The following is a 12,693-nucleotide window of genomic DNA, read 5'->3' as shown; positions in this document are numbered from 1 at the left end:
AGGACAGAGAAATGACACGCCCCAGCACCGCCACACACAGCCAGCTCGACCAGCTGCTCACCGGACTGGTGGAACGGGTCGCCGATGTGAACCACGCCGTCGTGCTCTCCGAGGACGGACTGGTCGTCAGCAAGTCCACGGCGTTCGTCCGCGACGACGCCGAACGGCTGGCGGCGACCGCGTCCGGCCTGATGAGCCTCAGCAAGGGCGTCAGCATGGACTTCCGTGGCGGTCCGGTGCGCCAGGCGCTGATCGAGATGCGCGACAGCTATCTGATCCTCACCGCCGCGGGCCCCGGCGCCCATCTCGCCGTGCTCACCAACCAGGGCGCGGACGTCGGCGTGGTGGCGTACCAGATGAACATGCTGGTGAAGAAGATCGGCGAGCACCTCAGGGCAGCACCTCGTGCGGGCGTCGCCGCCGCGGCCGACAACGGCGAGTGAGGTGAGCGAAGGCGACGCGGCCGGCCGGCTGGTACGGCCGTTCACGCTGACCGGAGGCCGCACCCGGCCCAGCCGCGCCGACTTCACCCTCATCACGTCGGTGACCGCGGTGGATCCGCCGCCCGAGGGCGCCACCCGGCCGCAGCCCGAGCACGCCCGGATCCTGCGGCTGTGCGCGAAGCCGATCGTGGTGGCGGAACTCGCCGCCGAACTCGACCTGCCGGTGAGCGTGGTCGTGATCCTGCTCTGCGATCTGCTGGAGGCGGGCCGGATCACCGTCCAGGCTCCGCGTCTCGTCTCCCGTACCCCGGACCTTGACCTGCTGCAGAAAGTGAGGGACGGCCTTGGCCGGCTCTGACCCCGCCGCGCGCGGGACTTCGGCACCCGACGCACCCCCCGCTCCCGACGCGGTCAAGATCCTGATCGCCGGAGGGTTCGGCGTCGGCAAGACGACCATGGTGGGCGCGGTCAGCGAGATCGTCCCGCTGCGCACCGAGGAACCCCTCACCTCCGCCGGTCTGAACGTCGACGACCTCGACGGCATCGAGGAGAAACGGGCCACCACCGTGGCCCTGGACTTCGGGCGGATCACCCTCAGCCCCGAACTGGTCCTGTACCTCTTCGGCACCCCGGGCCAGCAGCGGTTCTGGTTCATGTGGAACGACCTGGCGATCGGCGCCCTGGGCGCCGTGGTCCTCATCGACGTCCGCAGGCCGGAGTCCAGCTTCGCCGCCATCGACTTCTTCGAGCGGCGCGGCATCCCCTTCGTCGTCGGCGTCAACGGCTTCCATGGGCAGCACCCGTACACCCCCGAGGAGATCCGCGACGCCCTGGCCCTGCCGAAGCGGACCCCCGTGCTGCTCTGCGACGCCCGTGAGCGGGGGTCGTGCCGGGACGTACTGGTCACTCTGATCGACGAGTTGATCGCCTCGTCCAGCCACAACTGACGTACGGAGAGGAGCTGTTCACCGGGCTTCCTGTGAACCGCCAGGTCCCGGCTGTGCGGAAACCGTGAGTTCCCTGATTCTCGTCCTTCCCTCGGCGCGGGCTCAGCGACGGCCCAGATCCGGCCCGGATCGTCGGGGCCATGAACGAAACGAACGCGGGAGGCGTCCGGCAGCGGTCGGTCGATGTCGTGGTGCCGGTCCACAACGAGGCACACGTCCTCGGCGAGGGCATCGGCCGCCTCCACGCCTACGTCCATCTGGAGGCCAAGGGCCGGGGCCGCGCGCTGCAGGGGGCCGCGCGCTGCAGTACGTGTGGAGCAGGTCCGAGGCGGACGTGGTCGCGTACATGGACGTCGACCTGTCGCCCGGACTCGACGGCTTCCTCCCACTGGTCGCGCCCCTGCTGTCCGGTCACAGTGACCTGGCCATCGGCAGTCGGCTACGCCCCCGGGCGGCGGTGGGGCGCGGACCGAAGCGCGAGTTCATCTCCCGCTCCTACAACCTGCTGCTGAAGCTGGGGCTCGCGGCCGGCACCAGGCGAGCGGGGAGCGGGTGAGCGGTAGGATCCCGAGGTGAACGGAGCAGCGCGTACGAGCACGAGGGACATCGCACGGGCTGCCGTCCGGGCCGAGTTGGCCCAGGTGGTCCGACGCGAGGGCTTCGAGAACGTCACCGTCAACGACCTGGCCGCGGCGGCCGGGGTGTCCCGGAGCACCTTCCTGCGCTACTTCGGCACCAAGGAGGACGCCGTCCTCGACGCGGTGGACGCCCAGGGCGGGCGGATCGCCGACGCGCTACGTGCCCGCCCGGCCGGCGAGGACGACTGGACGGCGCTGCGGCACGCCCTGGGCACGGTCGTCGAGCACCACCGGCAGGACCCGGCCGGCGCGCTCGCGCTGTCCCGTCTGATCATGAAGACGCCCGCGCTGTGCACGCGCAGCATGGAGAAGCAGAACGGCTGGCGCCCGGTCATCGCCGAGGCCCTCGCCGAGCGCGCGGCCCCCTCACGGCCCTCGGCCCTGGGCCCGCTGGTGCGGGCCGCCGCCGCGGTCGACTGTCTGAACATCGCCATCGACCACTGGACCGCCTCCGACGGCACCCTCGACCTCGACGATCTGATCGACGAGGCCTTCGGGGCCCTCGCACCGCGCTGAGTGAGGATCACTGAATGAGGACCGCTGGATGAGGACCCTGTCGGCCCTGACGGCGGGGGTGGCCCTGGGCGAGCTGAGCGCGGCCGAGGTGATCGCGGGCGCGCTGGAGCGACTCGACCGTACGGAGTCCGATGTACGGGCGTGGGTGCGGGTGGACCGGGACGGAGCGCTGAGCGCCGCCCGGGAGCTGGATGCCCTGCCGTCGGGCGGCCCGCTGCGCGGCGTCCCCGTCGGGGTCAAGGACATCATCGACGTCGCCGGTCTGCCCACCGAGTGCGGATCGCCGCTGCGCCGGGGCAGGATCGCCGAGGCCGACGCCCCGCTGGTCGCGCGCCTGCGGCGGATCGGCGCGATTCCCCTCGGCAAGACGGTCACCACCGAGTTCGCGTACTTCGCCCCCGGCCCCACGAGGAACCCGCACAACCTCGCCCACACGCCCGGTGGTTCCTCCAGCGGCTCCGCGGCCGCCGTCGCCACCGGGGTCGTCCCGCTGGCTCTCGGCAGTCAGACCGCGGGCTCACTCACCCGGCCGGCGTCGTACTGCGGGGTCGCGGGCTTCGTGGCGCCGGCCGGGGGTCCCCTCGACACGACGGGATTCGTGGGCCTGGCCCCCGGCCTCGACGCGGTCGGGCTGCTGACTCCGACGGTGGCCGATCTCCGGCTCGCTCACGGGGCGTTGATCGGCGCGGAGCGGGTCCCCGGCCCTCCGCAACCGCCGACGCGACCGCGGCTGGCGGTGTGGTCGGGCGACGAACTGGCCGAGATCTCGAAGGACATGCGGGCGGCTCTGGCCCGGAGCGTCGAGGACGCCGTGGCGAACGGCGCCGTGCTCGTGGACGTCGACTGGCCCGCCCTCACTCCCCGCCTCGTCGAGGCACACGTCACGGTGATGGCGTACGAGGCCGCGCGGACGCTGGCCGAGGAGAGCACCCACCCGGACCGGCTGAGCGCACCGCTGAACGAACTCCTGGCGCACGGCCGTTCCCTCACCACCGAGGACTACGAGCGCGCGCGGTCCGTCGCGCGGCGGGAGCGCTCCGCGATGCTGGCACTGCTCTGCGACGTGGACGCCGTGCTCGGCCCGGCCGCCCCGGGTGTCGCCCCGAAGGGCCTGACGGCCACCGGGTCGCCCGTCCTGAGCCGCCCCTGGCAGCTCCTCGGACTCCCGGCCGTGACCGTACCGGGCCACCGGGACGCCCAGGGCATGCCCCTGGGCGTCCAACTCGTGGGCCACCCGGACCGCCTGGAAGGCCTGTTCTCCCTCGGCCACGCCGTCGAACGGGCCGCGCGGGCGAACGGCTGACGAGCGGCGACCGCCGGTGGTCGCCGATCAGATGAGAACGGCTCAGTCCTCGACGACCGCCGCGAAGGACACGTCCGCCGTGGCGACGGTGCCCCCGCGCCGCCCGGGTGCGCTCTCCCACTTCCAGTAGAGGTTGGTGTGCGCGACCACCTGCTCCGGCGACGGCGCGCCGTACGCGCTGAGGTCCTCCGTCGTGTGCGCGTCACCGACCAGCGTCACGTCGTACCCGCGTACGAACGCCCCGTGCAGGGTGGCACGGATGCACATGTCGGTCTGCGCGCCCGTGACGACGAGCCGGCCCACCCCGCGCTCGGCGAGCAGCGCCTCGAGGTCGGTGTCCTCGAACGAGTCGCCGTAGTTCTTGTGGACGAGGGGCTCGGCATCGCGGCGGACCAGTTCCGGCACGTACTGCCAGCTCTCGCTGTCGCGCTTGAGCCGGTCGTCCGAGTGCTGCACCCACACCACCGGCACGTCCTGCGCGCGAGCCCTGCCGACCAGGGTGTCGATGTTCGCGACCACCTCGTCGCGCCGGTGCGCGCCCGCCACCACCCCGTTCTGGACGTCGATGACGAGCAGCGCGGTGTGCAGCCGATCGGGCAGAGTCGTCATGAGGGGCCTCCGTTGTCTCGTCCGTCCCGTCCATCTCACTCGGCGGGTGCGTTCCGAGTGCGCCCCCTCTTTCTCTACCGTGCGTCGACGGGAGCGCCAACCGCCCTGCCCCACAGGACGACGTGCCCGGCCGCGTCGCCCAGCCGCTGGTGCCCCTTCCCCTCCCGGACACCGCGCCGTCACACCGAGCGGGAACGTTCCCATCGTCCCCCTCCGCTCAAGCCTCTTCTTGTGTCCGTCCGCCGGTACCGCGGACGTGACGTGGAAGGACGATGTGCGCCGTGTCCCCGCTCCCGCTCGACGATCCCCCCGTAGCGCGCCCCGCCCCCGTCCGGTCCCCCGCCGCCGCCCGCCTGACCCGCCTCACCCGTGCGACGCTGACCCTGCTGCCGCTCCTGGCGATCGGGACGTGGGCGGCGGTCGACTGGCGCGCGGTGAGCGAGGGCGCCGCCCGGCTGGCCGCCGCCGATCCCCGGTGGCTCCTGGCCGGGGTCTTCTTCACCTGTCTGGGCTGGGTGGCCGCCGCGTGCGTCCGGCAAGGTGCCCTGCCCGAACGGCTGCCGCCCGGGCCACTGCTCGCCTCGCAGTTCGCCGCGGGCGCCGCCAACCACATCCTTCCGGCGAGCATCGGCGCCCACGCCGTCACCCTGCGCTTCCTCCAGCGCCGGGGCATACCCCTGGCCCGAGCCACCGCCTCGCTCGCCCTGTACTCACTGGTGAAGCCGATGGCGAAGACGGTGGTGCTCGTCGTCTTCCTGGTGGCCTTCCCGGACGCGCTACGGCTCGGCGACCTCACCCCGGACACCTGGACGTCGCTCATGGCCGCCGGGGCCGCGGTGCTCGGTCTCGCCACCGCCGCCCTCCTCCTGACGGTCGTACGCCCCCTGCGCCGCCCGGCGCTCGGCTTCGTACGCACCGCTTTGACCGAGGCGCGGACCCTGCACACCCGGCCGAGCCGCGTCCTCGCCCTGTGGGGCGGGTCGGCCGTCGCCCCGGTGCTCCAGGGGAGTGTGATCGCCTCGGTCGGGTTCTCGCTCGGGTTGCCGCTGTCCTGGGCCCAGGTGGTCCTCGCGCTGCTGCTCGCCAGTACCGCCGTCGGCGCGGTGCCCGCCCCGGGCGGCATCGGCCCGGTCGACGCGGCCATGGTCCTCACCATGGCCGCGTACGGCGCCCCCGTGTCCCTGGCCACGGCGACCGTCATCGGCTACCGCGTCCTGACCGTCTGGATCCCCCTGCTCCCGGGCGCCCTCGTCCTCTCGGCCCTCGTCCACCGCGAGGTGCTGTGAACCTCAGCCCTCGTCCGGAGCCAACCGCAGCGAGATGCTGTTGATGCAGTACCGCTGGTCGGTCGGCGTCGGGTTACCCTCACCCTCGAAGACATGGCCGAGGTGCGATCCGCAGCGGGCGCACCGCACTTCCGTGCGGGCCATCCCGTGGGAGCGGTCCGCGATCAGCTCGACCGCGTCGGAGTCCTTCGGGTCGTAGAAGGACGGCCAGCCTTCGAGCTTCGCGCATGCATACTTCTCCAGCCGAACAACGCGGGACGACCACGGCAGATCACCGTCGGCCGCCCACACCAACGTCCCGACCGGCAGCGGGCGCAGCCGATTGGCGATCGCCGCCACCACCGCGGGGCGCGTCGGATCGCCGCGGGCGATCAGCTTGGGCCGCTGCCAGACTGCCACCTTCCGCAGGCGCCGATACAGCGTGCGGCGACTCATCTTCGGCCGTCCCAGGTACCGATACAGTCGCGACACCGTCCACAGTCCGGGCTGTTTAAGCAGGGCGCTGATCCTCGCGCCCAGCCGGCTGCCGCCCTGCCTGGGACGTCCGCAGCGGAGCCAGTCGTCCAGGCCGGCCCCCTCAGATGTTCAAGCGGCCGATCGAACAGCGCACCGTGGCCGGGTCATACTCCAGCAGCACGGCGATCTGCGCCGGTGACAGGCCGTGCAGCGACAGCAGTACCATCACCGCCCGCGCCGCCGGCCGCCATCGGCCACGCAGCAGGCCGCGTAACCTCTCGCACTCGGTGACGGACGCATTGGCGAACATGGTGAACGGGCGCACACTGACCACGACCTCGCCGGGCGGACGGTGCTGACACCTCGATCGAACGCCCGGCGAGGGCCGTGTCAACGCCCCCGCCCCAGACGGCCTCAACTCCCGTTACGCTCAGAACTTCTGGAAACGCGCTCAGCCGCAACAGCCCCACGGGCATGCCCTGTGCGGACAGCACTGGTCGACCGCGGCCGAGATCCGTACCGCCGCCCGGGCGGGCGGCTGACGGCGACGGTGGCCTGCCGGTCAGGACGGAAGGGTTGCCCCGGTCTGATGGACGCGGACAGGCTTGGCCTCGTCGGCTGAGAAGTGCCGGTCTCTCAGCCGCCGACGAGGGCGACGAGCTTGATGAAGACCAGGTCGGGATCGGCGATGAGATCCACGACTTCGTCGAGGTCCTCGACCTGGCGATCGCTGGCCAGCACGAAGAACCCGTTGGTAAGGAAGGCGCGCTCGGCGATCTCGGCCTGGCGCTCCCAGTCGATGCGGCGGGGTTCGCGGAGTCGGTAGCCGTTCAGCTCCGTCTCGGCGTCGTCTGGGCGGACGAGTCCGTTGAAGCGATCGCTCGGGCGGGCGTTGTGCCGGGCGACCTCCTCGCGGACCCGGAGCCTGATCAGCTCCCGTACGGTCATCCGTTCGGGCAGCCCGGCGACCTCCCACTCGGTGAGCGGCTTGCCCGTCGCGGTCTCGTCCCGGAACGTCACGGTGGCCATCAGGCACCTCGCTTGATCTGCGTGAGGATGGACTCGTCGATGATCTCGGTGTCGGCGGCCAGCAGGAATGCCTTGCTGAGGATCAGGGAGAGCCGGTCGTCCTCGAACGGCAGGAACACCTTGCCGTCCCCCGAGCGCCGCGCCGGGACGATGCACAGGTAGCTGTCGTCCGGCTGCATCAGGATGTTGGCCGAGCCCAAGTGGATCTTGTATGTGCGCAGCTCGCCGCGGACGATCAGGAAGCGGCCGTCGAGCGTGCACCGGCCGGCGATCTTCAGGCGCGGCAGGATCCGCTCCAGCACGTCGCGGCGCGCCTCGGCGCTCTCGGTCAGCTCGGCGAACCCGGTCCGCTCCCAGTAGGTGCGCTCGGGGCCGCCGTCGGTCCAGTCGGGATCGGCGGCGATCGAGGTCACGCCGACGAAGAGGTCCACGTCGCGCATCGCCTCGCTGAACACCAGCGGGGGCACGTCGGCGAGCGGTGCCTCGCGCCAGGCGCCCGCCACCCGGCGGTCGAAGCGCACCTGGTCGGTCGAGGCCAGTTCGTCGTCGCCCGCCCAGTCGGCCCAGCTGTGGAAGAAGCGGACCCGCCACTCCCCCGCCGCCAGGGTGCGCTCGGCCTCGTCGCCGTCCCCGCCATCCCAGGGGCCGAGCCGGTCGCTCTTCCATCCCCGGGCCCGGAACAGGGCGAACATCCTGAGGTAGTGGACGATGTGCGCGGCGAAGCGGTTGGAGTAGACGCGGGTCTGCTCCTCGGCCGGGGTGAGGAGGTAGATCTCGCGGAACGCCTGCTTGAAGGGTTGCCGTATGCACCGCTCGGTGAGCAGGTCCCGCCAGGCCCGCACGGCGTGGGGGTCGGAGCGGAGCGGGTGCCAGAGCCGTACGGAGGCGTCGTAGGGCGCGTCGGGAAGGTGCTCGTCCGCGTCGGGCAGTACGGCCCGCCATTCGCCGGGTGCGACCTCGATCTCCCAGATCAGCCGGCGTACGAGGGTCCGGGCGAGGGGGTGCCCGGCCAGCTCGGTGCGCCACCAGCCGTACGGGTGGACGGCCTCGACGGTGAAGCCGCCCTCCAACGCGCGTACGAGGGTGACGAGTTGGGCGTTCACCCGCTTCACCAGGCCGCGCAGCTCCTTAACCAGGGCGGCGTGGTCGCGGCGGACCGGCGCCGGGACGCTGCGCAGCGGGCGGCCGTCCTTCTCCCAGGTCAGCGTGGCGGTCTCGGCGACCATGACGACGGCCTGGTAGTCGCCGGCCGTCCGGCGCAGGACGCCACCCACGGCGGAGCCGCTGATGGATGCGGTGTCGAACTCCAGCCTCGGCAGCCGTAGCGCCACGTCGGTGCGCTCGGCCAGGGCCGCGTCGACCTTCTTGAGCATCTTGTCGAGTTGCTTGGGCACCCCGGCGTGCCGGACAGTCCGGCGCACGGTGCGGATCGCGGTCACCAGCTCGGGCGTCGGGGAGTCCTGCGCGGCGCGGACCACCTCGTACAGCAGGGCCTGCGACGGAAGTGTCTTTGCCGCCGTCGGGGCGAGGGCGACGCCGGGCAGCAGCCGCTCGAACAGCTCCGGCAGCCAGGGCTCGTCGCGCAGCAGCGCCACCCGCAGGGCCTGTCCGAGCGAGGTGATCTCCCGGTCCGTGAACGCCTTGTCCGCCCGGTAGGGGATCTCGCCCGCCCGGATCGCGTCGGTGCGGTCGGCCGCCGCTTCCAGCGCGCGGCGGGCGAACATCACGTAAGCGGGGTTTTCGGCCGACCTGCGCCACGCGTGCGCGAGCGGCGAGACGAACCTGTGGTCCCGGTCGATCTCGGACGGCAGCGCCCGTTCGGCCGGTGCGAGGCCGGCACTGACGGCGATCTCGTCCGCGACGATGGGGCCCACATCACGGGAGAGGCGCTCCACGGCCGCGCGCAGTGTCCCGTCGCCGGCGAGCCCCGCGACCGCGAGCAGCGCGTACGGCTGACGCACGGTGTCCTTCTCCAGCCAGAACCCGACCAGGGTGCGGGCCGGTTCGGACACGTCGGGCAGCGGCCCCGTGCAGCGCTCCAGCGCGCCCAGGCCCAGGGTGAGGTCCGCCCAGCCGCGCTCCTCACACTTTTCGACGAGTGCCTCGAACATCCGGCGGCACGCGTCGGGCGTATAACGCGGCTGCCGTTCCCCGGCCGCGTCCTCGACCGCGAAGCGGACCATCGTCATCGCGTGCGTGGCCGAGGCGTCCACCCGGTAGGCCGCCACGAGCAGGCTGCCGAGCTCCTCATCGGAGACCTGCGACAGATCCGGGTGCCTGTCCTTGTCCTCGAGCATGAAGTCCGGGTCGGTCAGCGCGCGCATCAGCCGGGCTGCGAGGTCCATCAGGCACCCCTCTTGATCTGGCGGAGGATCGTGTTGTCGGTGATCTTCGTGTCAGCGGCGAGCAGAAACGCCTTGCTGAGGATCAGGGTGAGCCGTTCGTCCTCGAACGGCAGGAAAACCTTGCCGTCGCTCTTGCCGCGCGACGGGACGATGCACAGGTAGCTGTCGTCCGGTTCCATCAGGATGTTGGCCGAGCCCAGGTGGATCTTGTATGTGCGCAGCTCGCCGCGGACGATCAGGAAGCGGCCGTCGAGCGTGCACCGGCCGGCGATCTTCAGGCGCGGCAGGATCCGTTCCAGGGCGTCGCGGCGGACCTCGGCGCTCGCCGTCAGCGCACCGAACGTGGCCGTCCGCCAGTACCCGGCATAGCGGTCCCCACCCCGGTCGTTCCAGTCGGGATCGGCGGCGATCGAGGCCACGCCCACGAACAGATCGACGTCCCGCATCGCCTCGCTGAACACCAGCGGGGGCACCTCCGCCAGCGGAACCTCCCGCCAGCGCCGGCCGTCCCGCCGCTCGAAGCGGACCTGGTCCGTCGCGGCGTGCTCGATCGCGTAGCCGCTGCCGTCGTCGTCCGCGGCGGGCTCGTGGTGGAAGCAGGCCCGCCACTCGCCGTCGCCGAACTTGGCCCGCGCCTTCCCGTCGTAGCCGCCGTCGTGCCGGCCGAGGAAGTTGGCCTGCCAGCCACGTTCCTTGAACAGCGCGTAGAGCTGCCGGTAGTGGACGATGTGGGCGGCGAACCGGTTGGAGTAGACGCCGGTCTCCTCCTCCGCCGGGGTGAGCAGGTAGATCTCCCGGAAGGCCTGTTTGAACGGCTGCCGCAGCCGTTCGGCGACGAGCCGCTCCCGCCACGCCCTGATGTCGTCCGTCGACGCCCGGATCGGATGCCACAACCGAACGCGCTCGGGCCGGCCGGGCGGCTCGGCCATCGGTGCCACCGCACGCCACGTGCCGTCCGCGCCCTGGAACTCCCAGATCAGGCCGCGGACGAGAGTCCCGGTGACCGGATGGTCGCGGTAGTGGCGGCACCACTCGTCGTACGGCCACTCGCGCCCGGCCGACATCAGCGCCTCGACGCGGGCCCTCTCACCCGACAGTGTCCCCCGCACCTCCTTGGCCAGTGCCTTCAACTCCTGTAGCTCGTCCGGGAAGCCGTCCTTCACTGCCGCCGGAGCCGTGCGGGACGTCCCCCCGTCGGGGTGCGTGAAGGTGAGCCGCACGGTCGCCGCTTCCTCGATCGCCACCCGTACCCGGTGTCCGCCCAACTCCCGTTCCAGCGAACCGTCTGGCGCCAGGCCGTGGTCCGGCACGCTGCGCTCGATGAGCTGCTCCGCCGTGATGCCCTGCTTCCCGGCTGCCGTCACCAGCGCGGTGTCGAGCTGCTTGCGCAGAGCCCGGTGTTTGATCCGGGACTGCAGCCGCCACAGGGCCTCCAGAGAGGCCGGATCGCCGGTCTCGGCCAGCGCGTTGATCGCCGCGCCCGCGAGCTTGAGGTCCTCGAACACACGGGCTTCGAGGCCGCCGGCCCGCAGAGCGAGCGCGCCGAGGTGCCGCACCGCGGCCGGTCCGCCGGTCAGCGCGGCCGCCCAGACGACGCCGCGCGCCAGGTCACCGTCGTTCTGGTGGACGACGTAGTGGTAGTGGTGATCGCCGTGGAGCCAGCCCGTGTGCGCACCGGTTCCCGTGCTGCACAGCGGATCGTCCTCGGCCAGCGCCCGCAGGACGTCGGCCACGAGGTCCCGCGCCGACGCCGCGTCCGCGAGTTCGAGGCACGTCCGCCGCCACCTCTGCGTGGGACGCGGCCCCGACAGGCTCGCCAAGTGCCGCACGAAGCCCGCAAGTTCCGGCGTCGGCGAGGTCTTCGCACGGTCGCTCAGCGGGGAGGCCCAGGGAGCGTCGGCGGGGATCAGTCCCTCGGGGATGTGCGCCTTGTCCACGCTCGCGAGCAGCGCGCGGAGGCGCTGGGCGAGCGACGCGCGCAGGCGCGCCTCGACAGTGGTGTCCATGAGCTCCGTGTGAGCGTGCCGCAGCCAGGGCATGACCGCACGGCGGCCGTCGGCGTCGAGCTGGTCAGCGGCGTTCAACACCAGCCCCAGCGAATTGGCGAACCAGAAGCCCATGTCGTACTCGGTGGCGCGGAGCAGCATCACCGCGATCTCGTCGGGCGTCCAGCCGCGCACCCGCGAGATCAGGGGCCCGATCTCGGCGTCGTACTGCCACAAGCTCGTGTCGTCGAAGCGAGCGGCCAGCATGAGGCACAGGACCGCGGCCCTGCCCTCCTCGTCCGCACAGGCCGCGAGCCGCCCGTCGATCTCGGCCTCGGTCGCTGCGCCCGCCGCCCTGGATCGCCGGTGCTCGTGCCCCATGGACCGCCGGAACTCGGTCCGCTGACGTTCCAAGAGGTCGACGAGCCAGCGGACGCGGTCGAGCGCGGCGGACCTCACGTCGTCGAGTGAGTCGTTCCTACGGGATTCGGCCACCAAGGCGTCGTACAGCATGGCGGGATGATGGCAGAGGGGACTGACAATGCGATCAACTCAAAGGATCCACCCGTCTGCTCATGTGATCTCCGGGTCCAACTACCGGCGGCCCGGAGGTGGTCCACGCACAGCCTCCGGGAACCGAGCCGTGTCTCGTCCCGCGGCGCCCAACGTCCACATTTCTGAAGCCAGACACGAGACTCCACTGGCACGACCGTGATCACGGGCTACCGATTCAGCCGGACGACCGTCTTGATCACCAACTGCCCGCCCCCGACCGGTGGCTTCCCTCATTCCCACGTCCCGTGTTCCGCGCCGAGAGTTTCGAACCTGCGCAAGGGCACCAACGAAGGCTCGGCGGCACTTCACCGACCCGTCCCCGGGGCGACCGGCACCAGCCGGGACCGCCCCTCCACCCTCACCGTTGCACAAATCCGCAGATCAGCGTCCCGCACAGGAGATGAAGATCATGTCGGTTTGTCTGTGAACTGCTCAGCCGGACGCCACGTACCAGTCCCTGTGGGTGGGCACCGTGCCGCCCGGCGTACTACCAGTGAAACGGGTCGGCGGGCATGCGCCTGTCGCAGGTTGCATCGTGCAGCGACCGCCGAGGCATCGGCGGCGTGTGGCAAACACGGTGC

Annotated in this window: 13 protein-coding genes; 7 read left to right on the top strand and 6 right to left on the bottom strand. The window is 71.7% G+C overall.

Features of this window, described 5'->3' with window-relative positions:
- Nucleotides 1-11 precede the first annotated feature (11 nt).
- The 6 genes from AAFF41_RS35515 (at nucleotide 12) to AAFF41_RS35490 (ending at nucleotide 3,847) form a co-directional block, all read left to right on the top strand.
- Entirely contained in the window at nucleotides 12-443 is a 432-nt protein-coding gene (locus AAFF41_RS35515) for a roadblock/LC7 domain-containing protein (RefSeq protein WP_054236774.1), read from the top strand.
- A 1-nt stretch (nucleotide 444) separates the two neighbouring features.
- Nucleotides 445-801, top strand: coding sequence for a DUF742 domain-containing protein (locus AAFF41_RS35510; RefSeq protein WP_054236773.1), 357 nt, complete (start codon nucleotides 445-447; stop codon nucleotides 799-801).
- Nucleotides 788-1,390: a GTP-binding protein gene (locus AAFF41_RS35505; protein ID WP_060902481.1), complete on the top strand. Its 603-nt coding sequence runs from the start codon at nucleotides 788-790 to the stop codon at nucleotides 1,388-1,390. Before AAFF41_RS35510 ends, AAFF41_RS35505 begins: the two co-directional genes overlap by 14 nt.
- 310 nt (nucleotides 1,391-1,700) lie before the next feature.
- The gene (locus tag AAFF41_RS35500) at nucleotides 1,701-1,946 is read left to right on the top strand and encodes a glycosyltransferase family protein (protein ID WP_319748583.1); all 246 of its coding nucleotides are present in this window, start codon (nucleotides 1,701-1,703) and stop codon (nucleotides 1,944-1,946) included.
- A gap of 16 nt (nucleotides 1,947-1,962) precedes the next feature.
- Nucleotides 1,963-2,544, top strand: coding sequence for a TetR/AcrR family transcriptional regulator (locus AAFF41_RS35495; RefSeq protein WP_343325215.1), 582 nt, complete (start codon nucleotides 1,963-1,965; stop codon nucleotides 2,542-2,544).
- A 28-nt stretch (nucleotides 2,545-2,572) separates the two neighbouring features.
- Nucleotides 2,573-3,847 carry an amidase gene (locus tag AAFF41_RS35490; protein WP_343325214.1) on the top strand — a complete coding sequence of 425 codons (1,275 nt, stop codon included), beginning with the start codon at nucleotides 2,573-2,575 and terminating at the stop codon, nucleotides 3,845-3,847.
- Nucleotides 3,848-3,889: 42 nt separating this feature from the next.
- On the opposite strand, the gene AAFF41_RS35485 is transcribed toward AAFF41_RS35490, so the two are convergent.
- Nucleotides 3,890-4,456, bottom strand: coding sequence for a cysteine hydrolase family protein (locus tag AAFF41_RS35485; RefSeq protein ID WP_343325213.1), 567 nt, complete (start codon nucleotides 4,454-4,456; stop codon nucleotides 3,890-3,892).
- 272 nt (nucleotides 4,457-4,728) lie between these two features.
- Here AAFF41_RS35485 and AAFF41_RS35480 point away from each other — a divergent pair, with 272 nt between their 5' ends.
- Complete coding sequence (locus AAFF41_RS35480; protein ID WP_415925879.1) at nucleotides 4,729-5,742, top strand: lysylphosphatidylglycerol synthase transmembrane domain-containing protein; 1,014 nt, start codon at nucleotides 4,729-4,731, stop codon at nucleotides 5,740-5,742.
- A 3-nt stretch (nucleotides 5,743-5,745) separates the two neighbouring features.
- Here the strand turns inward: AAFF41_RS35480 and AAFF41_RS35475 are convergent, their stop codons facing one another.
- From AAFF41_RS35475 to AAFF41_RS35455, 5 genes are all read right to left on the bottom strand, one after another.
- On the bottom strand, nucleotides 5,746-6,141 hold the full coding sequence (locus AAFF41_RS35475; RefSeq protein ID WP_343325212.1) for a peptide-methionine (R)-S-oxide reductase: 396 nt from the start codon (nucleotides 6,139-6,141) through the stop codon (nucleotides 5,746-5,748).
- Nucleotides 6,142-6,319: 178 nt separating this feature from the next.
- Nucleotides 6,320-6,523, bottom strand: coding sequence for a hypothetical protein (locus AAFF41_RS35470; protein WP_343325211.1), 204 nt, complete (start codon nucleotides 6,521-6,523; stop codon nucleotides 6,320-6,322).
- Nucleotides 6,524-6,834: 311 nt separating this feature from the next.
- Complete coding sequence (locus AAFF41_RS35465) at nucleotides 6,835-7,227, bottom strand: hypothetical protein (RefSeq protein WP_343325210.1); 393 nt, start codon at nucleotides 7,225-7,227, stop codon at nucleotides 6,835-6,837.
- The gene (locus AAFF41_RS35460; protein ID WP_343325209.1) at nucleotides 7,227-9,572 is read right to left on the bottom strand and encodes a DUF4132 domain-containing protein; all 2,346 of its coding nucleotides are present in this window, start codon (nucleotides 9,570-9,572) and stop codon (nucleotides 7,227-7,229) included. Before AAFF41_RS35460 ends, AAFF41_RS35465 begins: the two co-directional genes overlap by 1 nt.
- Complete coding sequence (locus tag AAFF41_RS35455) at nucleotides 9,572-12,070, bottom strand: DUF4132 domain-containing protein (protein WP_343325208.1); 2,499 nt, start codon at nucleotides 12,068-12,070, stop codon at nucleotides 9,572-9,574. The genes AAFF41_RS35460 and AAFF41_RS35455 overlap by 1 nt, the downstream gene beginning before the upstream one ends.
- Between the last annotated feature and the right edge of the window lie 623 nt (nucleotides 12,071-12,693).

The organism is Streptomyces mirabilis (assembly GCF_039503195.1).
In the GTDB taxonomy this organism is placed as follows: domain Bacteria; phylum Actinomycetota; class Actinomycetes; order Streptomycetales; family Streptomycetaceae; genus Streptomyces; species Streptomyces mirabilis_D.
Note: the sequence above shows the minus strand (reverse complement) of the source record. Positions and strands in the feature narration are given on the sequence as shown.